Here is a 24,413-nt window from a genome sequence, read left to right as displayed (position 1 = left end):
CCCGCCCGCGCGGCTCAGTCCTTCGGCAGCGGCACCCGCCACACCAGGCAAGCACCGCCGCCCTCCGGGGCCTGCACCGCCAGCGTCCCGCCGAACTTCGCCGCGCGGTGAGCGAGGTTGCGCAGGCCGCTGCGCGCCGCGTCGGCCGGGATGCCGGTCCCGTTGTCCTGCACGGTGATCACGACGTCGTCGCCCGCGTCGATGAGCACCGTGAGCTCGGTGGCGGAGGCGTGGCGCACGCAGTTCGTGACGGCCTCGCGGACGACGGCCTCCAGGTGTTCGGCCAGCTCCGGCGGCACGGAGTTGTCGACGGTGCCGGACATCCGCACCGACGGCTTGAGGTGCGTCGCCTCGGTGAGGCCCGCGACGAGGTCGAGCAGGCGGCGGCGCAGCGAGGTGTTGTCGGTCGAGTGCAGGTCGAAGATGGACGTGCGGATCTCGCGGACGGTCTCGTCGAGCTGCTCGACGGCGGTCCGCAGGCGCGCGGCGACCTCGGGTTCGGTGACGCGGCGCATCGTGGCCTGCAGCGTGAGGCCGGTGACGAACAGGCGCTGGATCACGTGGTCGTGCAGGTCGCGGGCGATGCGGTCGCGGTCCTCCAGCACGTCCAGGAGGCGCTGGGAGCGCTGCTGTTCGGCGAACTCCAGGGCCACGGCGGCCTGGTCGGCGAACGACGCGAGCATCGGGACCTGCTCCGGCAGGAACGGCGTCTCGCCGGCCCGCCGCAGCACGACCAGCGCGCCGGTGACGCCCATCTCCGACCGCAGCGGCACGGCCAGGACGGGACCGGACGGGGCGTCGTGGTCCACCAGCAGGGGCACGCCGGACCGGATCGCCTCCGCCACCGCGTGCTCCGCATCGGCGAAGTCGACCTTCGCACCCGCGCCCGCGGCCGGCGACAGCGGCGTGTGGTCGCCGTCGCCGAGGACGACCAGCGCGGAGTCGGCGCCCGCCAGTTCCACGATGCGCTGGGTGATCAGGCGCAGCGCGTACTCGCCGGAGGCGCCGCCGAGCAGTTCGGAGTTGACCTCGCCGATGGCCTCCAGCCAGCGCTCGCGCATGCGGGAGCGTTCGAACAGGCGGGCGTTCTCGATCGCGATGCCGGCAGCAGCGGCCAGCGCCTGCAGCACCGCCTCGTCGTCGGCGGTGAACTCGGCCGCGTCGATCTTCTCGGTCATGTAGAGGTTGCCGAAGACCTCGTCGCGCACGCGGACGGGCACCCCGAGGAAGCTGTGCATCGGCGGGTGGTTGGGCGGGAAGCCGACGGACATCTCGTGCCGCGAGAGGTCGCGCAGGCGCAGCGGTGCCGGGTCCTTGATGAACAGCCCGAGCAGGCCCTTGCCCTCGGGCAGCCGGCCCATCGACGCCCGCGTCTCGTCGTCGATGCCGACGTGCAGGAACTGGGACAGGTCGTCACGGGTCCCGAGCACGCCCAGCGCGCCGTAGCGGGCGCCGACCAGGTCCACGGCGGCCTGGACGATGCGCAGCAACGTCGACTCGAGTTCCAGACCCGACGCGACGGCGAGCACGGCGCCGAGGAGTTCCTGCATGTGGTCGCGGGTGGTCACGATCTCGTCCATGCGGTCACGCACCTCGTCGAGCAGCTCGTCGAGGTCTCGGCGACCGGGCGTGTCAGGCACGCCGCCTAGATTCGCACACTTTCCACCACCCCACGGCCCTGGCAAGTGAGGACCTTCGACCGTGGACGAGCCACGCCGGCGACCGGACAGTGAGCACATGACGATCGCCGTACCCGGCTCACTTGGACTGGCGGACGAGGACGTGCGCGGCGTCCTCGCGCTCGCGAGGGCCTCGGTCTCCGGTGTGCGCTTCGAGGTACGCCCCGAGCAGATCGAACTGCACACGGCCACACCGCACAGCCGCGAAGCGAGACTCGCCTGCGGTGTCGCGCTGCTCAACGTCCGTCTGGCGTTGCAGGGCCACGGCATCCGTCCACTGGTGACGCTGCTGCCGGGCCCGAGCGCGAACGACGCGGCCGCGGCCATCCGGCTCGGCGGGTACCAGGAGCCGAGCCCGGACGTGCTGGCGTTGCTGCACGCCCTGCGCACGAACCGTCGCACGTGGACGACGTTCCCCGAGCCGGCCGCGTGGCGCGGGCTGCTGTCGCGGGCGGCGGAGGTCGAACGCGCGTGGCTGCACGTCAAGAACGGCGCCGAGCTCGTGCTGTGCACGTTCACCCAGGGCGCCTGCGCGGAAATCCGTGCGGGACAGGCGATGCAGCGCGTGATCCTCACCGCGGGCACCGTGGGGTTCTGCGTCTCCCCCGCGCACGACCCGGTGAGCCCGGCGGCGTTGCGCGCGGACCTGCGCCCGCTCCTCGGCAACACGGTGGTGCCGCAGGTGGTTCTGCGTCTGGGGACCGCGACGGACACCGACTAGCGGGCGACCACCGCCTTCCACAACAGCCTGGCGAGCTCCGGGTGGCAGATGTCGTTGTGCGCGCCCGCGATCCCGTCGATGCGGCGGATCACGGACGTGCAGTCGACGTTGTGGACCTGTCCTCGCGACAGCTCGCCGGGAGACCCGATCTGGTGGCCGTGTGCGTACGTGCCCTGCACGCCGTGGGAGCCGATGCCGCCGTACTTCGGGTACGAGTCCAGGTCGACCTGACGGCCCGACCGCGCGGCCAGCGGGTAGAACCTGCCGATCGCGTAGTCGTTCGACGACGTGGTGACGATGATCGGACCGGGCACGCGGCCCAGCACGCCGCGGAAGTAGCCGGAGCCGGGTTCGCCGGGAAGTCTTTCGGCGAACGACCACAACGACATCGCGCCCTGCACCAGCGTCAGCGTCGCGGCGGGCACCACGTTCGCCATCGCGGTGGCGGTGATGCAGCCGAAGCTGTGGCCCATCAGGTGGATGCGCGCGTTCGGCGCGGCCTGGGCGACCTCGCGGGCGATCCGGGAGGCACCGCTCTCCCCGAAGACCTTGGCGCGCCGCTTCATCTTCCAGAACGTCAGGATCCGCAACGGTGACAGGATCCCGCCCAGCGCCGGGTCCTCCAGGCACGCCCGGTAGAGCTGCTCCGGGTCGAACGCCATCCCGTCCTCGCCCGGCAGGTCGGGGACCGAGCTCTCCAGGTAGTCGTAGGCCTGCTTGACCGCGGCCGACATCCGGCACGGGTGCTGCCGCGCGGCCTCGACGATGGTGCGCACGGCGGCCGTGCGCCCGGCTCCTCCGCCGAGGCGCTGGGCCTGGGCCTTGATGAACTCGTCCGACCGCACGTCCTCGTCGCCCCAGGCCTTCGACGGCCAGTGCAGGCCGACGAGGAGGGACTTGAACCCGCCCGGAAGCCGGTGTGCCGCTTCCCGTTCGGCACGGCAGTCGGCCATCGTCGCGACCCACCGCCCGTACTGCTCGCGGGCGGCCGGCACGTCGCCGTTCCACCCGTGGATGAAGAAGAAGACATCGGTGACACCGCGGCGGGCGTCGTACAGGACGTCCGCGCTGTCGCGCCCCCGCTCGTTGCCCGTCTCGTCGAAGCAGACGAGGTGATAGCCGATGTCGTGCCCTGGCACGGTTTCTCGGGACATCGTGGATCACCACCACACACAAACGCGCCCAACTGTTGTCCGGTTAATCGGAACTGGAGCGGCTCATGTTTACCCCTGCCGAGCAGGAAAACCCGTTCGGACCAGGGAATTCACCCCCGGTTGCGCCGGTAGTGGCGTGCCGCGCGGACCCTGTTGCCGCACGACGGCGAGCACCATTCCCGCCGCGGGTGGTCCTTCACGAAGTACAGCACGCAGCCCGGCGCGTGGCAGGCGCGCACCAGCACCGCGTCCTCCCCGGTGAACAGGTCCACCGCCTCCGCGGCGATCAGGGCGCGTTCGCGATCCGCGAGCGATCCCTCGCTTTCGTTGCGCCGCAACAGCTTCCCGTCGTTCACGGCCAGCTGCGGCCACCGCGGCGCCGTGCGCGCCGCACGGTTGACCTCGGCCACGGCCCGCTCCAGGTCGCGGTCCTGCGCGATCGGGCGCGTGTCCTCGGTGAGCACCGCCGCGAGGTCCCGCAGGGCCTGCCGCAACGCGCGAAACGCCTCCAGGTCGGCCTGGTCCGCCGGAACGCCCAGGAACTCGCGGAGCCCACCGACAGTCGTCAGGTCGTCGTGGACCTGCGACCGATTGGCCCAGACGGTGTTCATCAGCAGGACGGGCCGGGGTTCGTCGGGCGTGAGCACACCTAACGGTAACACAGGCTTGCAAACGTTAGATCAACGTTCTAACGTTCAGAGCGTCGCCCAACCGTTGGAAGGACAGCCGTGAAGCTCGTACCCCCGTTCGACGCCGAGACCGCCCGGCTCAAGGTGCAGGCGGCGCAGGACGCCTGGAACTCCAGGGACCCGGTGCGCGTCGCCGCCGCCTACACGCCGGACTCGGTGTGGCGCAACAGGTCCGAGTTCGTCACCGGCACCGACGAGATCGTCGCGTTCCTGACGCGGAAGTGGGAGCGCGAACACGAGTACGTGCTGCGCAAGTCGCTGTGGGCGTTCGGCGGCAACCGCATCGCCGTGCGCTTCCAGTACGAGTGGCACGACGACGAAGGCCAGTGGTGGCGCAGCTACGGCAACGAGAACTGGGAGTTCGCCGAGTCGGGCCTGATGCGCAGGCGCGAGGCGAGCATCAACGACGTGCGGATCGCCGAGTCGGACCGCCGCGTGGACCCGAACTCCACCGACGAGATCCCGGCGGTGTGACGACATGTACGTCAAGGCGTTGTGGCGCTACCCGGTGAAGTCCCTGGGCGGCGAGGAACTGCGGCAGGCGACGTTCACGGACGACGGCGTCGAGGGCGACCGGCTGGTGCACGTGCAGGGCCCGCGCGGCGTGCTGACCGGCCGCACCCGCTACGGACTGCTCACGATCCCCGCCTCCACCGGCCCGGACGGCCCGCTGGTCGACGGGCACCCGTGGGACAGCTGGCAGGCGCACGAGAAGGTGCTCCCGTTCGGCGGCAGGCTGACCCGCTACACCGGCCCGGAGCGGTTCGACGTGCTCAACGTCCTGGTGGCCACGGACGGCCAGGTCGAGGCGGCGGGCGTGGACGTGCGGCGGCTGCGGCCGAACATCCTCATCGGCGGCGTCGAGGCCGGCGAGGAGGACACCTGGCCGGGGCACGCGCTGGTGGTCGGCGACGTGGTGATCGGGATGTACCAGAAGCGCGCCCGGTGCGTGGTCACGACGATCGACCCGGACACCGGCGCGCAGGACCTGGACGTGCACCGGCGGATCCGGCGCGAGTTCGGCGGGGTGCTGTGCCTCGACAGCTGGGTGGTCCGGTCCGGGGTGGTCGAGGTCGGCGACACCGTGGAGCTGGTGCCGACCGACGAGCTGCCCGGCCACGTGGGCGGGTGGATCGTCGGCCGGCCGTACGCCGTTTAGTCGATGTCCTCGGTGTGCACCCAGCCGACCAGGTTCTTGTGCACGTTGTCGTGGTCGATGATCAACGTCCAGCTGTAGCCCTCGGAAGGCTCGGTGGAACCAGACAGGTCCGCGATGTCATGACCGGGTGGCACCACGCCGTACCCGCAGGCCATCGCCGGGCAGCTGTGGGCCCACAGCTCGGTCTGCGACCTCCACAACTGCGTGCCCGCGTTGTCACACGACTGGTACCAGTTGGGCACGGCAACGGCGGTGGCGTCCAGGTGGCCGGCGAGGTTCCCCTCCGTCCTGGCGACGTTCCAAGTGAGGCCCGCGTTGCTGGTGTAGCAGTAGACCCGGACATTGGTGCCTGCGGGAAGGACGTGGTAACCGCAGTTGAAGGTCGCGCACTGGCGCAACCAGACTTCGGTGGTCGTGTACGTCCAGTGGGACGGCGTCGCCAGAGCGGTCTGCTCAGGCGCAGGGACGTCCGGGGTGGCACCAGCCGGTACCGATGTCGTCCCGATCGCGAGGACGATCGCCATCAAGCTGATTAGGCGCAGCACAACAGAACGCATGTGCATGAGAGCCCCCAGGCTGTTCATGAGTGCGTCGGCAGCCCCCGCTGCCAACGCGCTCAAGCCTGCCGGAGCACCGGAACAGGTGTCAACGCGGTCGGCACGCCTAGATGTTGCGCCGGTACTGCCCGCCCACCTCGAAGAACGCCTCCGTGATCTGGCCGAGCGTGCACACGCGCGCCGCGTCCATCAGCACCGCGAACACGTTCTCGTTCGTCTGCGCGACCTCGCGCAGCCGGGCGAGCGCCTTCTGGGCCTCGTCGCGGTGCGCGGCCTGGTAGGCGCGCGTGCGGTCGACCTGCGACTCCTTCTCCTCCTCGGTGGCGCGGGCGAGCTCGATCTTCACGACCTCGCGCGTGCCGTCCTCGGGCAGGAAGGTGTTGACGCCGACCAGCGGCAGCGAGCCGTCGTGCTTGCGCTGTTCGTAGAGCATCGACTCGTCCTGGATGCGGCCGCGCTGGTAGCCGGTCTCCATCGCGCCGAGCACGCCGCCGCGTTCGGAGATGCGGTCGAACTCCATCAGCACGGCCTCTTCGACGAGGTCGGTCAGCTCGTCGATGACGAACGAGCCCTGCAGCGGGTTCTCGTTGGCCGACAGGCCCCATTCCTTGTTGATGATCATCTGGATGGCCATCGCGCGGCGGACGGACGACTCCGTGGGAGTGGTGATCGCCTCGTCGTAGGCGTTGGTGTGCAAGGAGTTGCAGTTGTCGTACAGAGCGCAGAGGGCCTGCAGGGTCGTGCGGATGTCGTTGAAGTCCATCTCCTGCGCGTGCAGCGAACGGCCCGAGGTCTGCACGTGGTACTTGAACTTCTGCGAACGCTCCGCGGCGCCGTAGCGGTCGCGCATGGCCACGGCCCAGATCCTCCGCGCCACGCGGCCGATGACGCTGTACTCGGCGTCCATGCCGTTGGAGAAGAAGAAGCTCAGGTTCGGCGCGAAGTCGTCGATGTTCATGCCGCGCGCGAGGTACGACTCGACGTAGGTGAAGCCGTTGGCGAGCGTGAAGGCGAGCTGGCTGATGGGGTTCGCCCCGGCCTCGGCGATGTGGTAGCCCGAGATCGACACCGAGTAGAAGTTGCGCACCTGCTGCTGGATGAACCACTCCTGGATGTCCGCCATCATGCGCAGCGAGAACTCCGTGGAGAAGATGCAGGTGTTCTGGCCCTGGTCCTCCTTGAGGATGTCGGCCTGCACGGTGCCGCGGACGTTGGCCAGCGCGAACGCCTTGATCTTCGCGTGCTCCTCCGCGGACGGCTCGCGCCCCTCCTTCTCCGTGAAGACGGCGACCTGCTGGTCGATCACGGTGTTGAGGAAGTACGCGAGGATCGTCGGCGCCGGACCGTTGATCGTCATCGACACGGACGTGGTCGGCGCGACGAGGTCGAAGCCGTCGTAGAGGGCCTTCATGTCGTCCAGCGACGCGATGGAGACGCCGGAGGTGCCGATCTTGCCGTAGACGTCCGGCGGGGTGTCGGGGTCGCGGCCGTAGAGCGTCACCGAGTCGAACGCCGTCGACAGGCGGGTGGCCGGGTTGCCCTTCGACAGGTACTTGAAGCGGCGGTTGGTGCGGAAGGCGTCGCCCTCGCCCGCGAACATGCGCGCCGGGTCCTCGCCCTCGCGCTTGAACGGGAACACGCCTGCGGTGTAGGGGAAGAAGCCCGGCAGGTTCTCCTTGCGCAGGAACCGCAGCAGCGAGCCCTCGTCGTCGTAGCGCGGCAGGCTGACCCGGCGGACCTGGTTGCCGGACAACGTCTCCCGCGTCAGACGGGTGCGGATCTCCTTGTCCCGCACCGTGAACACGAGCTCGTCGCCGGAGTACTGCTCGACGGTCGCGGGCCACGACCGCAACAGGTCGGTGGTGTCGCGGTCGAGCCTGCGCTCGGCGCCGGACACGAGCTCGGCGATGTCCGAGACGCCCTTGCCCGCGGCTTCGAGGGCCTTCTGCGCGCCGGAGAGCTGGCCGTGCGCGCGGACGGCGGCGACCTGCTCGTCGGTCTTGCGGTGGTAGCCGCGCACGGTGTCCGCGATGTCGGACAGGTAGCGGGCACGGGACGCCGGCACGACCGTGGACGCCGAAGTCGAAGTCTTGCCCGCGACGACGGCGAGCGAGCCTTCCTCGACCGCGAGACCGTGCTCCACCAGGCCGTCGCGCAGGAACTGGTAGAGCGCCGTCACGCCGTCGTCGTTGAACGTCGCGGCGGACGTGCCGTAGACCGGCATGTCCTCCCACTTGGCGCCGAACGCCTCGCGGTTGCGCACCATCTGCCGTGCGACGTCACGACGTGCGTCCTCGGCGCCGCGGCGCTCGAACTTGTTGATGGCGACGGCGTCGGCGTAGTCGAGCATGTCGATCTTCTCGAGCTGTGACGCGGCACCGAACTCCGGCGTCATCACGTACAGCGAGAAGTCGACGAACGGCACGATGGCCGCGTCTCCCTGACCGATACCGGGCGTCTCGACGATGACCAGGTCCGCACCAGAAGCCTTGCACGCCACGATGGCCTGCTCCAGGCCGTCCGGGATCTCGCTGCCCGCACGGCGCGTGGCCAGCGAACGGAAGAACACGCGGTCGCCGTCGAGGCAGTTCATGCGGATGCGGTCGCCGAGGAGCGCGCCACCACCACGGCGGCGCGTCGGGTCGACGGCGAGCACGGCGATGCGCAGCTTGTCCTGCTGGTCGAGCCGGAACCGGCGCACCAGTTCGTCGGTGAGCGACGACTTGCCCGAGCCACCGGTGCCCGTGATGCCCAGAACGGGCACCTTGCGCGTGGTTTCCAGTGGCTCGGCGGTGCCGGCCTCGATGTGCGTGATCGCGCGCGCCAGGGCCTCGTCGGCTCCCGTCAGCAGCGCGTCGTGGCTGAACGGCTCGGTGAGCGCGTGGTCGCACTCCTCGATCATCAGGTTGATCATGCGGGCGAGGCCGAGCGTCTGCCCGTCCTGCGGCGAGAAGATCCGCGCGACCCCGCGCGAGTGCAGCAGCTCGATCTCCTCGGGCACGATGACGCCGCCACCGCCGCCGTAGACGCGGATGTGCCCGGCGCCGCGCTCGCCCAGCAGCTCGACGAGGTACGAGAAGTACTCGACGTGCCCGCCCTGGTACGCGCTGATCGCGATGCCCTGCGCGTCCTCCTGGATCGCCGCGTCCACGACCTCCGACACCGACCGGTTGTGGCCGAGGTGGATCACCTCCGCACCCTGCGACTGCAGGATGCGCCGCATGATGTTGATGGCCGCGTCGTGCCCGTCGAAGAGGCTGGACGCGGTCACGAAGCGCACCGGGTTCACCGGCTTGTGCAACGCGGGCGCGGAGGACGTCGTCATGAGAATAGTTTGACTTCCTACTATTGGACGTGCAACCGAGGGTGGTCCAGGTCTCTGTATCGAGCAGGAAGGACCAGTCTTCCGCCGCCCGCCACAGGTTCGCTCGCGGAGCGCTGCGCGGGTTCAAGGCAGCGAAAGAGACACGCCGCCGCTCGTCACCGCGTCGCCACGCTCAGGTCTCCGGCACCCCGCGCCGCCACCGGCTCTAGCGCGCCGTCGCGCCCCACTCGTGCGCCAGCGCCGCCGCCTCGCCCCGCGACCCGACGCCCAGCTTCTCCAGGATCTTCGCCACGTGGAACTTCACCGTCGACTCGCTGATGTGCAGGTCACCGGCGATGTCCCGGTTGCGCCGGCCGCGGGCCACCTGCCCCAGCACCTCCAGCTCCCGCGCGCCCAGCACGGTGAGCGGGTCCTCGCGCGGTGTCTCCGGCGGTCCCAGCGGCACCTCGATCGTCACGGTCGCGCCCCAGCCGGGAACGGCGTCCACCTCCACCTTGCCGCCGATCGGGCCGAGGCGTTCCGGGACGCGACGCTGGTCGAGGCTGCCGCAGGACAGGGTGCCGGGGCCGTCGTCGCGCACGGTGGCGCGCAGCACCACCCCGGCGATCTTCCAGCCGATGTGGACGCGGCTGACTCCTCCCTGGTCGTCGAGCATCGCGTGCACGGTCGCGCGGACGACGGCGGCGGCCGTGGAGGTGATCTCGGTCGGCACGACCCGTTCCGCGCCCTCCTCGGCGCCGGGGGTGCCGAGGTCCAGCCGCACGTCGCGGCCTCGCAGGACTCGGCGCAGCGACTCGGCGAGCCGGTCGAACGCGTCGCCCGCACGTTCCTCGGTCTGGGCGCGGTCCAGGTCCGCCCGCGCCCGCAGTTCGACCAGCGCGGTGACGGCCAGGTCGGCGGCGCGCGCACGGGCCACCGAGTCCTCCACGGCCCGGTCGCGCAAGGCGCTGAGCATCGAACTCAGAGAGGCGCCGTAGGCGTCGCTCAGGTCGGAGATGGCCACGGCGCGGGCCGCCGCCGCTGCGCGCGACACGGCGAGAGTGGCGGGCACGGCCTCGTTGCGAAGGCCCTCCATGTGCGCGGTGACGACGTCCCACAGGGCCTTCGCGGAAGTTAGAACCTCTAACGGCACCGGCGTGTCGTCGGTCCTGAGCAGCACGAGCATCGCGCTCGGCGCGGAGACGGCGCTCATCAGCACCACCACGGGGGCCGCACCGCCTGCCAGGCGCGCCCGGCCCTGCCACGTCCCCTCCGCCGGCACCCGGGACCGCAGGGCGGCGAGGTCGGTGATCGTGATCGACGGCGACTCGCCGCGGAACTTGAACGGCGCGAACGAGCAGTTCGAGAGCTCGGCGATCACCCCGTGCGGGATGTCCGGACCGAGGACCGCGGAGAGCTGCGGCAACGTCTCGCTCAGCGGGGCCGAGATCACCTGGGCGGCCTTCTGCAGGTCCATGAAGCCCAGCGTAGTCAGCTCCCCACCTCACCCGCCTGGCCGAAAGGCCAGCCGGAACTAGCCGAAGTGCGGGACACCCCGCCACCGAGCCGACGCTAGAGTTGACATGTCAACCAAACGACGGAGGAGTGAGACATGAAGGCGATCACCTACACCGAGTTCGGCGGACCCGAAGTGCTGCGCCTGAGCGACGTCGAGGAGCCGCACGCCGGCCAGGGACAGGTCCGGTTGAAAGTCGTCGCCGCGGCGGTCAACCCGCTGGACCACAAGATCCGCAACGGCTGGATGCCGCACATGACGCCGCCGTTCCCGATCACGCCCGGCGCGGAGGTGGCGGGCATCGTCGACGAGGTCGGCGAGGGCGTCACCGGTGTCTCGGTCGGTGACGCGGTGCTGGGCTGGCCCGCCACCGGCGGGTACGCCGAGTACGCGCTGTCGAGCAACTTCGCCCTCAAGCCCGCCGACCTCGACTGGGACACCGCCGTCGCGCTGCCGACGGCGGTCGAGACGTCGGTCCGCGTGCTCGACCTGCTGGAGGTCGGCGAGGGCGACACGCTGCTGGTCCACGGCGCGGCGGGGGTCGTCGGCGCCGTCGGCGTCCAGCTCGCGGTGGCCAGGGGTGCCACGGTCATCGGCACCGCCTCCCCCGCCAACCACGACTACCTGCGCTCGCTCGGCGCCACCCCCGTCGCGTACGGCGAGGGCCTCGCCGACCGGGTCCGCGCCGTCGCGCCGCAGGGCGTCAGCGCCGTGTACGACGCGGCGGGCCAGGGCGACCTGCCGGTGTCGATCGAACTGGTCGGCAGCACCGGCCGGATCGTCACCATCGCCGACCCCGCGGCCGCCGACCTCGGCGTCACGTTCTCCGGTGGCGGCGCCCCGTTCGGCTCGCGGCTCGGCGAGTACGCGCAGCAGGTGGTCGACGGCAAGCTCACCGTGCGGATCGCGCAGAGCCTGCCGCTGGCCGACGCGGCCAAGGCTCAGGAACTGGTCGCGACCGGGCACGCGGCGGGCAAGGTCGTGCTGCGGCCCTCGGAGTGAGGCTCCGCGCTCGCCTGGGCGGGCACGACCGGCGCGCGCCTGGCCGTCGTGATCTCCCCGGCGAGCCCGGTCAGCTCCTGTGCCGCCCCCGCCCTCGGACCGCACTGCCGCAGGTGGTTCAGGGCGCGGGCGAGCAGGAGGTCGGCCTGCTGCTCGCACCACTTCCGCCCGCCGGCGACGGTGATGCCGGCGACCATCGCGGCCACCACCGGGAGCGTGCGGCGGCCGGAGTGCGGCGCCAGGGCGTCGTCCACGTGCTTGCGCGCCATGCCGACGTCGTCGCCGAACTGCCGGAGGTGGCCCGCCTGGCTCGCGCTCGCCCCGGCCGCCAGCGCGCCGAGCTCGCACGCCGCCGCGGTGATCGAGCTGTGCTTGGCCGCCGCCACGCCGAGGTACTCGGACATGTCCGCGTCGTCGCGTTCGTCCATCCCGATCTCCTGGACGTAACCGTCCACAACGGACATCAGCGCGACGTTGAGGATCATGACGCCCGGCTTGGTGAGCCGGGCGAAGGCCAGTGAGAGCAGCGCGTCGGCCGCCGAGACGACCCGGTCCGCGCCGAACGCCTGCCGTGCGCTCCCGAGGACCGCGAGGTCCGCGTGCAGCTGTTCGTGCAGGTGCGCGAACTCCATCGCGAGGGCGACGGGAGCCACGTCCGCGTCACCGAACGCCTCGGCGGACAGCAGCACGAACGCGGCCGTCGAGAAGTCCTGGCGCGCGAGACCGTGTTCGACCACTTCGCGCGTTTCGCCCGGAAGCTCCTCCAGCGCGGCCCGCAGCAGCGGTTCGACGGCCGTGCGGGCGCACTTCAGCACGTGCGGCCGTGCGACCAGGTCGGTGCTCGTCATGGCTTTCCTCTCAGACCCCGGGAAAACGACGCTAAACCCGCTGGTCAGGCAATCCCGCCCGCTAGCCACGGTCGTGTTCAACACAGGCACGATCCGGCGAGCCGGACTACGTTGATGTTGAACGGGTTGTCGCCACCATCACCCGACCGTGATGGTCCTTTCCCTGAGAGGCTGACAGTGCGCTACACCAAGCTCGCCGGCATGGACGTCTCCGAGCTCTGTCTCGGCATGATGAGCTACGGCGATCCGAAACGGGGCAACCACTCGTGGTCCCTGCCCGAAGAGGAGTCCCGGCCCTTCATCAAGGCCGCGCTCGACGCCGGGATCAACTTCTTCGACACCGCGAACGTCTACTCCGACGGCTCCTCCGAGGAGATCACCGGCCGGGCGTTGAAGGACTTCGCGCGACGCGACGAGATCGTCCTCGCGACGAAGGTCCACGGCCGCATGCACCAGGGCACCAACGGCGCCGGCCTGTCGCGCAAGGCGATCCTCGCCGAGATCGACGACTCGCTGCGCCGGCTCGGCACCGAGTACGTGGACCTGTACCAGATCCACCGCTTCGACAGCACCGTCCCGCTGGAGGAGACGCTCGAAGCGCTGCACGACGTCGTGAAGTCCGGCAAGGCCCGCTACATCGGCGCGTCGTCCATGTACGCGTGGCAGTTCGCCAAGGCGTTGTTCACTCAGAAGGCCAACGGTTGGACGAAGTTCGTGTCGATGCAGAACCACTACAACCTCCTCTACCGCGAGGAGGAGCGCGAGATGCTGCCGTTCTGCGCGGACCAGGGCGTCGCCGTGATCCCGTGGAGCCCGCTGGCGCGCGGCCGCCTCGTCCGCGACTGGGACGCCACGACCGCACGCACCGAGACCGACGAGTTCGGGTCCACCCTGTACCTGGAGTCCGACCGCGCGATCGTCGAGCAGGTCGCCGCCGTCGCCTCCGCGCGGGGCGTATCACGGGCCCAGGTGGCGCTGGCGTGGTTGCGGCGCAACCCGGTCGTCACGGCGCCGATCATCGGCGTCACCAAGCCCACGCAGCTCGACGACGCCCTGGCCGCGCTCGACTTCGAGCTCACCGACGACGAGGTGCGCCAGCTGGAGTCCGGGTACGAGCCGCACCGCATCGCCGGCCACTCCTGATCCGGCAAAAGCGGAGCTACACTCCCGCTCGTGCCGAACTTGCGGATCAGCGAGGCCGCCGAGCTGCTCGGGGTCAGTGACGACACCCTGCGCCGGTGGATCGACCAGGGCCGCCTCGCGTCCGTCGTCCTCGACAACGGGCGCAAGGGCGTCAGCGGCACCGAGCTCGCCGCGTTCGCGCAGAAGATGACCGACGTGGCCGAGCCCGGCGCGACGGTGGCGGCCTCCGCGCGCAACCGCATGAAGGGCATCGTCACGCGGGTCGTGAAGGACGGCGTCATGGCCCAGGTCGACATGCAGGCCGGGCCCTTCCGCGTCACGTCCCTGATGAGTCGTGAGTCCGCGGACGAGCTCGGCCTGGAGGTCGGCAGCGTCGCCGTGGCCTCGATCAAGTCGACGCACGTGGTCGTCGAGATCCCCGAGGCCTAGAGAGTTCCTAGACGAAGGCGCTCTGCCCGGTGATCGCCTTGCCGACGATCAGCGTGTTCATCTCGCGCGTGCCTTCGAACGAGTAGATCGCCTCGGCGTCGGCGAAGAACCGGGCCACGTCGTACTCCAGCACGATCCCGTTGCCACCGAAGATCTCCCGCGCCCAGGCGACGACCTCGCGCATGCGGGAGGTCACGAACGCCTTCGCGAGCGACGAGTGCTCGTCCTTGAAGATGCCCGCGTCCTGCAGCCGGGCGAGCTGCACGAGCATGCCCCACGACGCGGTGATGTTGCCGAGCGACTGCACCAGCTTGTCCTGCACCATCTGGAAACGGGCGATCGGGCGGCCGAACTGCTCGCGCTCCTTCGCGTAGTCCAGAGCCAGTTCGTAGGCGCCGATCATCACGCCGAGCGCCTGCCACGCGACGCCGCCGCGGGTGGCGCGCAGGATCTCCGCGACGTCGCGGAACGAGTTGATGTTCTGCAGCCGGTTCGCCTCGGGCACGCGGACGTCGGTGAGGGTGATCTCGGCGTTCTCGACGATCCGGAAGGCGATCTTGCCCTCGATCTTCTCGGCGACGAAGCCGGGCATGCCCTTCTCCACGACGAAACCCTTGACCTGGTCGTCGTCGAGGTCGCGCGCCCACACCACCACGTAGTCGGCGAAGGTGGCGTTGCCGATCCACTTCTTGGCGCCGTTGAGCACCCACGCGTCGCCCTCGCGCTTCGCGGTGGTGCGCATGCCGCCCGCCACGTCCGAGCCGCCCAGCGGTTCGGTCATCGCGAACGCGCCGATCTTGTCCATCGCGGCCATGGCGGGCAGCCAGCGGTCGCGCTGCTCCTGCGAGCCGCCCGAGTAGATCGAGTACATCGCGAGTCCGTTGTGGACGCCGAAGAAGGTCGCGACCGACGCGTCGGTGCGGGTCATCTCCATCGCGAGCATGCCGGTGAGCAGGTTGCTGACGGCGGCGGGGTGCTCGCCGTAGCCCTCGTACGACAGCGCGGTGAGGCCGGCGCCGCGGAACTTGCCGATCAGCTCGTGCGGGAACTCGCCCCGGCCCCAGTACTCGTTGACCATCGGCTTGATCTCGGTGGTCATGAACTCGCGGGCACCGAGCAGGATCTTGCGCTCCTCGTCGCTCAGCAGCGCCTCGTAGTCGTAGAAGTCGGCGGTCAGCTGGTCTTCCAGGCGGTCCATGTCAGTTCTCCTCCAATGCCGTCAGAACGGCGAGTTGCCTGCGGTCGCGCGTCTCGGCCAGAGCCGGGTACGTGGAGGAGCCGTAAGCGTCTTCCACGGCCTTGATGAGCCGTTCTGGATCTTGTGACGGGGTGCCCAGGTCCACACCCCGCATGGACTTGCCGATGTGCTCGGCGAGGTGCCGGTAGCCGCCGGGGCCACCGCCCAGGTGCGCGCCGAGGAACGGCCCGACCGTCGCCCAGCGGATGCCGAGCGAGTTCGTGACGACCGCGTCGAGGTCCTGCGGCGTGACGACGCCCTGCTCCACGAGGTAGGCGGCTTCGCGGGAGAGCGCGGCCTGCAGGCGGTTGCCGACGAAGCCGGCGATCTCCTTGCGCTCGACGACCGGCGTGCGGCCGAGCGAGCGGTAGAACTCGACGGCCTTCGTGACGGACTCCTCGCTCGTCTGCTCCCCCGGCACGACCTCGACCAGCGGGATCACGTGCGGCGGGTTGAACGGGTGTCCGATCAGGACGCGCGAGCCGTCGATGCCCTTCGTGAACGCGGTCGACGGGATCGCGGACGACGAGCTGAGCAGCAGGGCGTGCTCCGGTGCCTCCCGGACCAGCTCGGCGAACAGGGTCTTCTTGAACTCCAGGTCCTCCGGGCCGTTCTCCTGCACGAAGTCGGCGTCCCGCACGGCTTCGGCGACGCTGGCGGCGATCTCCACGCCGTCGGGGACCACCAGATCGGGACGGGGGTCCACGACGCGCACGGTCAGGCCGTGCCCGGCGAACAGGCGGGCCCACGACAGGCCGATCACCCCTGCTCCGACGACTGCGACTGTCCTGGACCCGTTCTCGGGGTTCATGCTTCCTCCAAGTAGTTGTGAACCGGCTTGGCGGGAGCGAGCGTCAGGTCGGTGATGACGTGGCTGGCGGAGACGACCTCCAGCACGGGGAGGTCGGCGAGCGGCGCGAGGACGTGCTGGAACAGCTGCAGGCGCGCGGGGCCGGTGTAGGCGGCCTTGACCACGACGTCGGTGATCTCCGTGCGCACGAGCTCCTGCACCCGCGGCGAACCGTCATAGTCTGGGATTGTCTTCAGCATGAAGGTTGGAACCGTGATCTCCGCCTCAGCCTGACGGGTGTCCAGTTCGTACTGCTTGTAACCCATCGTGGCCGTCGCCACCCGAACGGTGCCGTAGTCGAGGGTGCCGACCAGGGCGCCGTTGTCGGCGTAGAGCCTCGGCGAGCCCATGACCTTCGGGTAGGCGCTGACCTCGCGGCCGGACGCCGTGGCGGCGAAGCTGTCCAGGTACATCGCGTGCAGGTACTCGCCGCGTTCGCCGGCGAAGACGACCGGGATCGCCTGGCCGGCCTCGGTGTACGGGCCGTAGCCGGTGACGTCGTTCATCTTCATGACCTCGAACCGGACGAGCGGCTCGTCGATCTCGAGCGGCGCGGGGACGACGGCCCGCAGCGCCTCGGGATCGGTGCGGTAGACGATGTTCAGGTACTCGCGGTCGAAGAACCGCGGTCGCACGGCGGGAAACGCGGGTGCGGTGAGGGGTGTGGTGCCCAGCATGTCACTGTCCTGTCCACTGTGGAGCGCGGCGCTCGGCGAAGGCGGTCATGCCCTCGCGGACGTCAGCGGTGGTCATCAGGCGGGCGCTCTCGGCCCGTTGCGCGGCCCAGGGGTCCTGGGAACGCACGACGGCCTTCACGGCGGCGAGCGCCAGCGGTGCGTTCAGGGCGATCTGCTCCGCGAGCTGCAGCGCGGTCGCGACGGTCTCGCCGTTCGGCACGACCCGGTTGGCGATGCCCAGCGCACCCGCGCGGGCGCCGTCGATCGGCTCGCCGGTCAGCAGAATCTCCATCGCGAGGTGGTGCGGGATGCGCTGCGGCAGGCGGACGACTCCCCCGGCGGCGGCGATCAGGCCGCGCTTCACCTCGGGCAGTCCGAACCTGGCGCCCTCGGCGGCGACGACCAGGTCGCAGGCCAGTGCCAGCTCGAACCCGCCTCCCAGGGCGAAGCCCTCGACGGCGGCGATCAACGGCTTGGTCAGCTCGGCCTCGGTGAGCCCGCCGAGCCCCCGGTCGCCGACCACCGGCGACTCGCCCTTCAGCGCGGCCTTGAGGTCCATGCCGGCGCTGAACGCCCCACCGGCACCGGTGAGCACGCCCACGCGCAGTTCCGGCGTGGCCTCCAGCTCGTCCAGCGCGGCGGAGAGCCGGGTCGCGACGGCCGCGTCGACGGCGTTGCGGGCCTCCGGGCGGTCGATCGTGATCAGCAGCGCCGAACCGGCGCGTTCGGTGCGGACCTCGCTCATGACAGCTCCTCCAGGACCTCGGCGGTGTCGGCGCCGGGCAGCGGGGCCAGGCGGCGGACGGTGGCGGGCGTCGCGGAGAACTTCACCGGGATCCCGATGGAACGGATCGTGCCCTCGGTCGGGTGCCGCACCTCGTCGAGCAGGTGGCCGTCGCGGACGTAGGGGTCCTCGTGCGCCTTGTCCAGCTCCAGCACCGGCCCGAACGGGATGCTGTGCTTCGCGCACACCTCGGCCCAGTCCTCGCTGGTCAGCGCCGGGGCACACGCGTCGACGAGGCCCATCAGGTCGTCGCTGTCGCCGGGATCGATCCGCTCACCGGCGACGCGCGGGTCCTCGACGAGGTCGGGACGGCCCGCCGCGGCGAAGAAGTCGCGGAAGTTCTGCGGGTTGTAGGGCACGACGCACGCGAGCCCGTCCTTGGTGTGCACGGCGTGGTGGCCCTTGGCCATCGACAGGTTGAAGCCCGTCGGCCCCTCCTCCGGCACGAACGCGTGGCCGGAGAGGTGCTCGACCAGGTTGAACGCGATCATCGTGTCCGCCATCGGGATCTCGACGCGCTGGCCCTGCCCGGTGCGGTCGCGGTGCACCAGCGCGGCCAGCACGCTGTAGGCGATGGTCAGCGACGAGACCTTGTCGCCGAGGATCGTCGGGAGGTAGACGGGCCGGCCGAGGGCCCGGTTCGCGATGTCGACCAGACCGGACGCGCCCTGGATCGTCTCGTCGTAGGCGGCGGTGCCGGCGCGGTCGGAGTCGCCGCGGAAGCCCTGGGCGTGGGCGTAGACCAGACCGGGGTTGCGCTCGGCGACGTCGGCGTAGTCCATGCCGAGCCTGCTCAGGGCGCCGGGACGCATGTTGGTGATCAGCACGTCGGCCGTGTCGATCAGTTCGAGGGCCTTCTCGCGGTCGCCCTCGTCCTTGAGGTTGAGGGCGACGCTGCGCTTGTTGCGGTTGACGTTGAGGCTCAACGGGGTCATGCCCGGCGTGGTGCGGTAGCGGCCGTTGCGGACGGTGTCCACAGGCGACTCGATCTTGATCACGTCGGCGCCGAGGTCTCCGAGGATCTGGGCCGCGTACGGGCCCATCACCACGGTCGAGAGGTCGATCACCCGCACGCCGTCCAGCGGACCGGCGGTGATGTCCTTCATCGTTCGTCCTTTCGCACCTGTTCGTTCCTGCACCTCCGAAGTTAGTGAGGAACGGCGAGAAAGGGAACGATCATGTCACGAACAATGGTATGACCACAGCGGTCACACCATTGTTCATTTGACGATCGGTTCGGCGAAGATTTCTTTCGCGGTGTCGACGAGGTCGTCCAGGTCGCCTCCGGAGCCCCGGTCGTGCCGCCACAGCAGTCCGGTGTCGAGTTGCGCACGGAAGTCCTCGAACGGCAGCACCGCCATGTTGTCCAGGCGGTATCCGCTCATCGCGCTGTCCTCGTCGAGCATCGAGACGGAGAACCCGAGGCCGCTCGACACGATCTCCGAGGTGCCCTGGTAGCCGGTGTTGCTCAGCTGGATGCGCTTTTTGATGCCCAGTTCGTGCAGTTGCCGGTCGAGCTGGTCGAAATACGCGGGCATGATTTCTTCCGGCGACTTCGCGTACGCGAGTTCGGTTAGATCAGCCAATTTGACCGAATCACGTCCCGCGAACTGGTCGGCGGGCACGACGGCGCCGAGGCGTTCGGTCATCACGTGCAGGACGTCGAGAGAGGCCTCCTGCACGGGCAGCCGCGCCAACGCGAGTGCGAGCCTGCCGTCCTTCACCGCCGCGACGAGGTCCGAGGTCGTCCCCGGCCACCTCTTGACCTCGAACCGCCCGGCGACGCGCTCGGCCAGCGCGGTCAGCCGCTCCCGCAGCGCCGGGTGGACCCCCGCCGGCATGCCGACCAGCACCGTGACGCGGTCCGGTCCCGTGGCCTGGTCGAGCCGCCACCGGATGGACCCGACCCGGTCGAGCACGTCCCGCGCGATCGGCAGCAGGGCGGCGCCCGCGTCCGTCAGCGCCACGTGGTGGGTGCTGCGGTCGAACAGCCGCCGCCCCAGCTCGTGTTCCAGGTCCTTGACCCGCTGGCTCAACGGCGACGCGGCCATGTGCAGCTTCCGCGCCGCCGCCGAGAAGTTCAGCTCCTCGGCGACCGCCACGAAGTACCTGAGGTGCAGCAGTTCCACGTGATCCAGACTAGGCCGTTCGGATCAGCCGTCCAGCGCGGCCAGTTTCCGCGCCGCCTCCGCCTCGCCCCACCGGAACCCGATGCGCCGCGACAACTCCACCGCCTCGCCGTACGAGGCGCGCGCCTGCTCCGCCCGCCCGGCGAGTTCGTGCACGATGCCCCGGTCGAGCAGCACGCCCGCCTCGATCTGCCGGTCCCCCACCGACCGCGCGAGCCGCAGCGCCTCGTCCGCCAGGTCCAGCGCCTGGTCGAGGGACCCGAGCTGGCGGTGGGCGTCGGCCATGTTCGCGAGCGCGTGCAGCTCGCCCGACCTGTCGCCGCACGCCCGCAGCGTCACGAGCGTCTCCTCGTAGCACGCCAGCGCGGCCGGGAGGTCGCCGAGAGCCGCGTGCACCAGGCCCAGGTTCGTGCGCACGTAGGCCGCGCCCTGCGAGTCGTCCAGTTCCTCGCGCAACGCGAGCGACTCCCGCAACGACCCCAGAGCGGCGGGCAGGTCGCGGCGGCGCCAGTGGGTGATGCCGAGGTTGTTGAGCGTCACGGCTTCCAGCCGGCGGTCGTGCAACTGCCGGGCCAGGGCCAGGGCCGCCGTCCAGTGCCGCTGGGCCTCGGCGAACCTGAAGCCGCGCTCGCAGGCGGCGCCGAGTTCCTTCAACGCCAACGCTTCCGCGCGCACGTCGCCCAAAGACCGCGCGGCCTCCAGCGCCAGCGCGTTCAGCGCGGCCCAGTCCGCCACCTCGGAGCGGCGGCGGAAGTACCACGACAGGCCGGTGGCGAAGGCGATGGCGTCGGCCGGGGAGGCCTGGTGCGCGGCGGCGATCAGGTTGTCGCGCTCCTCGGCGAGCCAGAGGTCGGTCGGGTTGTCCGCCAACGCCTCCAGGTAGTGCTTGTGCAGGCGTTCGAGTGCCAGCGACCGTTCTTCCGGCGACTCGCAGGCGCGGCACCGTTCGCGGGCGAAGAGGCGCAGCAGGTCGTGCAACGCGAACCGGCCGGGCACCGGTTCCTCGACCAGGTGCGCGTCGGCCAGTTCGGCGAGCAGCTCCTCCACGTCCGGCACGTCGGTCAGCGCCCGTGCCGCCGCGACCGCGAAATCGGGGCCGTCGAGGAGCCCCAGCAGGCGGAACACCCTTGCCACGTCGGGAGATCCCAGCTCGGCGTAGCTGACCTCGAAGGCCGAGCGGACCGCGACGTCACCGAGCCTGAGCTCGTCGAGCCGGCGCGTCTCGTCCGCCAGGCGCGCGGCGAGCAGCGGTGCGGTCCACTGTGGACGGGCGGCCAGCCGCGCGCCCGCGATGCGCAACGCCAGCGGCAGGCCGCCGCACCAGCGCACCAGGTCCGCGGCGTCCCGCACCTCGCCGGCGACGCCCTCCAGCAGCCGGGAGGCGTCGTCCAGGGGCAGCGCGCCGAGTTTGACGTACGAGGCACCGGCCAGCTCGGTCAGCGGGCGGCGGGAGGTGATCAGCACGGCCGAGCCGGGACCGGTCGGCAGCAGGCGTTTGACCTGGCCCGCGGTGGCGACGTTGTCCAGCACCACGAGCAGCCGGCGCGACGCGGTGAGCGAGCGGTAGCGCAGGGCCTCCTCGTCACCGGGCCGTTCGCCGAGGGCGCGCAGGAACTGGCTCAGCACCCGCTCGGAGGCGCCGTCGGAGAGGTCGGCGTAGAGCTGGCCGTCCGGGAACCGCGACGCGATCTCGTGCGCGGCCCGCACCGCGAGCGCCGACTTGCCGATGCCCGCCTGCCCGGTGATCACGCACACCGCGACCCTGTCCTGCCGCAGCCGCGCCCGGAGCAGGTTCAGCTCGCGAGCCCGTCCGGCGAAGGTGACGACGTCCGGCGGCAACTGCCGGATCGCCGCCGCGCCAACGGGTTTCGCGCGCAGGACCTCGGCCTGCAGGCGCCGCAACGACTCCCCCGGCTCGACGCCGAGCTCGTCCATCAGCACCCGGCGGCACTCCTGGTAGGCGGCCAGCGCCTCGGCCGGCCTGCCCGCGCGGTGCAGCGCTACCATCTGCTGCTCGCGCAGGCGTTCGTTCAACGGGTGCTCGCGCACCCACTCGCCCAGGTCCGCGACGACCTCTACGTGCCGGCCGAGGTCGAGCTCCGCCTCCGCGCACTCGACCCGCGCGGCCAGCCGCAGTTCCTCCAGCTGGGCCACGACCCCGCGCAACAGCCCGGACGCCGCCAGGTCCGCGAGAGCGGGCCCGCGCCACAACGCGAGCGCCTCCCGGTAGCTCTGCGGCGTGCGTTCCCGGCGGGCGACGGCGAGCAGGTCGGTGAACCGGGTGAGGTCGAGCTCCGCCGGGTCGACCGACATCAGGTACCCCGGTGCCCGCGAGAGCAGTCGCGAGCCGACGACCTTGCGCAGCTGGTAGACGTAGACCTGGAGGTTCTTCAGCGCCGTCTTGGGCGGGGCGTCGTCCCACAGCACGCTGATCAGGCGGTCGACCGACAGCACCCGGCCCGCCTGCGCGAGGAGCAACGCGAGCACCGCTCGTTGTTTGGGCGGCCCAAGGCCCAGCCGCACGCCGTCATCGGCGTAACACTCGACCGGCCCGAGCACCCGGAACTCCACAACTCCCGATCGTAACCACCATCCACATACCGGACACATGCCACGCGCCACGACGTTTGGTCCATGACGAGAACCCCACTGGCACTGGTGGTGGCACTAGGCACCCTGGCTGCCGCCGTGTCCCCCGCCCAGGCAGTCGAGCCCTACTCCTCCAGCCCGTCGCAGTCGCACGCCGTGAAGTCGGCCAACGGCTACGACGTGGTCGTCGGCGGTGTGAAGAGAGCCACCTTCCCCGTCAGCGATCCCGCCTACACCATCAAGTCCACGTCTTCCGCCGATGGCGCGCTGGCCGCCGTGATCTCCGACTTCGACGGCACGAGCGGCGGTGCGCTGCACACCGTCGACCGCTATGGCAAGTCCCGATTCGTGGCCCGCGGAAAGATCACGTCGGCCGTGTTCCACGGCTCCTCGCTGGCCTACGCCGACGGCGAGAACGTCGTGGTCGACGGCGCCTCTGTCGGCACGCTCAAGGGCCGCGCGCCCGAGTTGCTCGGCTTCACCTCCGACGGCACCGGGCTCCTCGCCGTGCAGCACCCGGACGTCGCCGACGACAGCACGTTCGTGGGCTCGCTGGTGCGGTTCGACCTGAAGTCCGGCGCCGCCAAGCCGTTGATCACGTCCGACTCGTCCGCGCTGTACCGCGACTTCAAACTCGTCGACGTCCGGGGCGAGCGGCACGTCAGCTTCGTCAAGCACAACGAGATCTACCGCTGCGGCGGCACCGAGCCGCAGTGGCTGGGCCTCGCGTCGGAACACGGCGAGATCCGCTCGTTGGTCGGCCAGACCCGGCACCACTACCGCGGCGCGGTGTGGAGCAACGACGGCACGCGCGTCGCGTACGAGGTGATGGGATGCGTGACCGACAAGGCGCTCGGCCCCGACCAGTTCGCGGCCTTCAACGGCGTCTACGTCCAGGAACTGGCCTCGGGCAAGGCCTCGCGGGTCGTCGAGGGCCTGTCGTTCACGCACGCGCTGACCGGTTTCGACGGCACCGAGGCCGTGATCGGCAGCCCTGCCCGCGGCTACGTGAAGGCGTCCGGGCTTCGAGCGGCCGCGCTCGACGGTGAGGTCACGACGATGGGCCGGCTGAACCGCGCCGAGTACGTCCACCAGCTGTGGGACACGCGCAACGACTTCAACGGCAACTCGTCCTGCGGCCCGACCAGCGCCGTGATCGACCTCGTCACCTACCAGCTGCCCACCGAGTTCGGCGTGCAGGTCTCCCAACCGTTCTCGCACTACTCGAAGTGGGGCCGCTACATCACCGACGAGTTCTCCAACCGCGGCACCACCTTCAACCGCACGATGGCCGACTGGGGCCGCACCGGCAGCTGGAAGGGCGCGCACGGCTGGATCACCGGCTACTACTGCGGCGGCAACCCGGCCCGCCCCTGCGCCTCGTGGGAGTCGGAGCGCGACTTCCTGGCGCGCAACGGCGCCGCGGTGCAGCAGGGCAACTTCACGCCGGCGCAGGTCCGCGCGTTCCTCGACCAGGGCAAGTTCGTGATCATGAGCGGCACGTGGGGCTCGACGGCCGGGCACCTGTCCGTGGTGATCGGGTACCACGACAACGGACAGTTCTACGTCCACGACACCTATGGCGCGGGCACGGACGGCAGCTACGACGGGGCGAACCAGTTGTACAGCTGGAACTACATCGCGCCGGTGCAGATGTGGGCGGCCTGACGACCTCCTACCGGCGGGCCCCGGGGACCTGGTCGTCGAGCGGATCGCCCGGCGCGGGGGTCTCCGGGGAGCGCTGCGCCTCGGCGTGGACCTCGACGTTCGTCCGGTGGGCGACGGGATCCCAGATCTCCTCGAACGGCGCCATGAGCGACTGACCACTGCCGGTCCGGCGGGCCCGCAGGGCGTACCACGTGAACCCCGCGAGGGTCAGCGGCAGGCTCAGGAACGCGGCCACGCCGAGGAGGAGGTCCATGCGCCCGACTGTGCAGTGACACGAC

General features: G+C 70.5%; 22 protein-coding genes. 7 read left to right on the top strand and 15 right to left on the bottom strand.

The window, feature by feature from the left end:
* Window positions 1–14: 14 nt before the first annotated feature.
* Complete coding sequence (locus ND450_RS00760) at window positions 15–1,580, bottom strand: GAF domain-containing protein (RefSeq protein ID WP_253327833.1); 1,566 nt, start codon at window positions 1,578–1,580, stop codon at window positions 15–17.
* Between the two features lie 157 nt (window positions 1,581–1,737).
* On the opposite strand from ND450_RS00760, the gene ND450_RS00755 reads away from it, so the two are divergent.
* Window positions 1,738–2,400 carry a hypothetical protein gene (locus ND450_RS00755; RefSeq protein ID WP_253324229.1) on the top strand — a complete coding sequence of 221 codons (663 nt, stop codon included), beginning with the start codon at window positions 1,738–1,740 and terminating at the stop codon, window positions 2,398–2,400.
* On the opposite strand, the gene ND450_RS00750 is transcribed toward ND450_RS00755, so the two are convergent.
* Both ND450_RS00750 and ND450_RS00745 read right to left on the bottom strand, forming a co-directional pair.
* Window positions 2,397–3,554 (bottom strand): hypothetical protein, encoded by a 1,158-nt coding sequence (locus ND450_RS00750; protein ID WP_253324228.1) that lies wholly within the window; start codon window positions 3,552–3,554, stop codon window positions 2,397–2,399. The two genes, ND450_RS00755 and ND450_RS00750, sit on opposite strands and share 4 nt — an antisense overlap.
* 110 nt (window positions 3,555–3,664) lie before the next feature.
* Window positions 3,665–4,201 (bottom strand): ABATE domain-containing protein, encoded by a 537-nt coding sequence (locus ND450_RS00745; protein WP_253324227.1) that lies wholly within the window; start codon window positions 4,199–4,201, stop codon window positions 3,665–3,667.
* Between the two features lie 81 nt (window positions 4,202–4,282).
* Here ND450_RS00745 and ND450_RS00740 point away from each other — a divergent pair, with 81 nt between their 5' ends.
* Together ND450_RS00740 and ND450_RS00735 are read left to right on the top strand one after the other, a co-directional pair.
* Window positions 4,283–4,717, top strand: a complete 435-nt coding sequence (locus tag ND450_RS00740; protein ID WP_089916524.1) for a nuclear transport factor 2 family protein — start codon at window positions 4,283–4,285, stop codon at window positions 4,715–4,717.
* 4 nt (window positions 4,718–4,721) lie between these two features.
* Window positions 4,722–5,402, top strand: coding sequence for an MOSC domain-containing protein (locus tag ND450_RS00735; protein ID WP_253324226.1), 681 nt, complete (start codon window positions 4,722–4,724; stop codon window positions 5,400–5,402).
* Here ND450_RS00735 and ND450_RS00730 read toward each other — a convergent pair.
* From ND450_RS00730 to ND450_RS45835, 3 genes are all read right to left on the bottom strand, one after another.
* Complete coding sequence (locus ND450_RS00730; protein WP_253324225.1) at window positions 5,399–5,926, bottom strand: hypothetical protein; 528 nt, start codon at window positions 5,924–5,926, stop codon at window positions 5,399–5,401. The two genes, ND450_RS00735 and ND450_RS00730, sit on opposite strands and share 4 nt — an antisense overlap.
* A gap of 139 nt (window positions 5,927–6,065) precedes the next feature.
* Entirely contained in the window at window positions 6,066–9,284 is a 3,219-nt protein-coding gene (gene icmF, locus ND450_RS00725; RefSeq protein ID WP_253324224.1) for a fused isobutyryl-CoA mutase/GTPase IcmF, read from the bottom strand.
* 205 nt (window positions 9,285–9,489) lie between these two features.
* Entirely contained in the window at window positions 9,490–10,740 is a 1,251-nt protein-coding gene (locus tag ND450_RS45835; RefSeq protein WP_305885200.1) for a LuxR C-terminal-related transcriptional regulator, read from the bottom strand.
* 135 nt (window positions 10,741–10,875) lie between these two features.
* On the opposite strand from ND450_RS45835, the gene ND450_RS00715 reads away from it, so the two are divergent.
* Window positions 10,876–11,781, top strand: a complete 906-nt coding sequence (locus ND450_RS00715) for an NADP-dependent oxidoreductase (protein WP_253324223.1) — start codon at window positions 10,876–10,878, stop codon at window positions 11,779–11,781.
* Here the strand turns inward: ND450_RS00715 and ND450_RS00710 are convergent.
* The gene (locus ND450_RS00710) at window positions 11,721–12,629 is read right to left on the bottom strand and encodes a class 1 isoprenoid biosynthesis enzyme (RefSeq protein ID WP_253324222.1); all 909 of its coding nucleotides are present in this window, start codon (window positions 12,627–12,629) and stop codon (window positions 11,721–11,723) included. The genes ND450_RS00715 and ND450_RS00710 overlap by 61 nt on opposite strands.
* A 177-nt stretch (window positions 12,630–12,806) precedes the next feature.
* On the opposite strand from ND450_RS00710, the gene ND450_RS00705 reads away from it, so the two are divergent.
* A complete protein-coding gene (locus tag ND450_RS00705) occupies window positions 12,807–13,772 on the top strand; it encodes an aldo/keto reductase (RefSeq protein ID WP_305885199.1) in 966 nt (321 codons plus the stop codon).
* A gap of 30 nt (window positions 13,773–13,802) precedes the next feature.
* On the top strand, window positions 13,803–14,201 hold the full coding sequence (locus ND450_RS00700; protein ID WP_253324221.1) for a molybdopterin-binding protein: 399 nt from the start codon (window positions 13,803–13,805) through the stop codon (window positions 14,199–14,201).
* 7 nt (window positions 14,202–14,208) lie between these two features.
* Here the strand turns inward: ND450_RS00700 and ND450_RS00695 are convergent, their stop codons facing one another.
* From ND450_RS00695 to ND450_RS00665, 7 genes are all read right to left on the bottom strand, one after another.
* Complete coding sequence (locus tag ND450_RS00695; protein ID WP_253324220.1) at window positions 14,209–15,399, bottom strand: acyl-CoA dehydrogenase family protein; 1,191 nt, start codon at window positions 15,397–15,399, stop codon at window positions 14,209–14,211.
* Window position 15,400: 1 nt separating this feature from the next.
* Complete coding sequence (locus tag ND450_RS00690) at window positions 15,401–16,249, bottom strand: 3-hydroxyacyl-CoA dehydrogenase NAD-binding domain-containing protein (protein ID WP_253324219.1); 849 nt, start codon at window positions 16,247–16,249, stop codon at window positions 15,401–15,403.
* A complete protein-coding gene (locus ND450_RS00685) occupies window positions 16,246–16,965 on the bottom strand; it encodes an acetoacetate decarboxylase (protein WP_253324218.1) in 720 nt (239 codons plus the stop codon). Before ND450_RS00685 ends, ND450_RS00690 begins: the two co-directional genes overlap by 4 nt.
* 1 nt (window position 16,966) lies before the next feature.
* Window positions 16,967–17,710 carry a crotonase/enoyl-CoA hydratase family protein gene (locus tag ND450_RS00680; RefSeq protein WP_253324217.1) on the bottom strand — a complete coding sequence of 248 codons (744 nt, stop codon included), beginning with the start codon at window positions 17,708–17,710 and terminating at the stop codon, window positions 16,967–16,969.
* The gene (locus ND450_RS00675) at window positions 17,707–18,855 is read right to left on the bottom strand and encodes a CaiB/BaiF CoA-transferase family protein (RefSeq protein ID WP_253324216.1); all 1,149 of its coding nucleotides are present in this window, start codon (window positions 18,853–18,855) and stop codon (window positions 17,707–17,709) included. Before ND450_RS00675 ends, ND450_RS00680 begins: the two co-directional genes overlap by 4 nt.
* Window positions 18,856–18,969: 114 nt before the next feature.
* The gene (locus ND450_RS00670) at window positions 18,970–19,878 is read right to left on the bottom strand and encodes a LysR family transcriptional regulator (RefSeq protein WP_253324215.1); all 909 of its coding nucleotides are present in this window, start codon (window positions 19,876–19,878) and stop codon (window positions 18,970–18,972) included.
* A 24-nt stretch (window positions 19,879–19,902) separates the two neighbouring features.
* Window positions 19,903–22,449, bottom strand: coding sequence for a BTAD domain-containing putative transcriptional regulator (locus ND450_RS00665; RefSeq protein WP_253324214.1), 2,547 nt, complete (start codon window positions 22,447–22,449; stop codon window positions 19,903–19,905).
* A gap of 63 nt (window positions 22,450–22,512) precedes the next feature.
* Here ND450_RS00665 and ND450_RS00660 point away from each other — a divergent pair, with 63 nt between their 5' ends.
* On the top strand, window positions 22,513–24,135 hold the full coding sequence (locus ND450_RS00660) for a C39 family peptidase (protein WP_253324213.1): 1,623 nt from the start codon (window positions 22,513–22,515) through the stop codon (window positions 24,133–24,135).
* 7 nt (window positions 24,136–24,142) lie between these two features.
* Here ND450_RS00660 and ND450_RS00655 read toward each other — a convergent pair whose 3' ends face one another.
* Complete coding sequence (locus tag ND450_RS00655; protein WP_253324212.1) at window positions 24,143–24,388, bottom strand: hypothetical protein; 246 nt, start codon at window positions 24,386–24,388, stop codon at window positions 24,143–24,145.
* Between the last annotated feature and the right edge of the window lie 25 nt (window positions 24,389–24,413).

The organism is Lentzea sp. HUAS12 (genome assembly GCF_024125735.1).
Classification (GTDB): Bacteria; Actinomycetota; Actinomycetes; order Mycobacteriales; family Pseudonocardiaceae; genus Lentzea; species Lentzea albida.
This window is presented reverse-complemented; position numbering and strand designations above follow the sequence as displayed.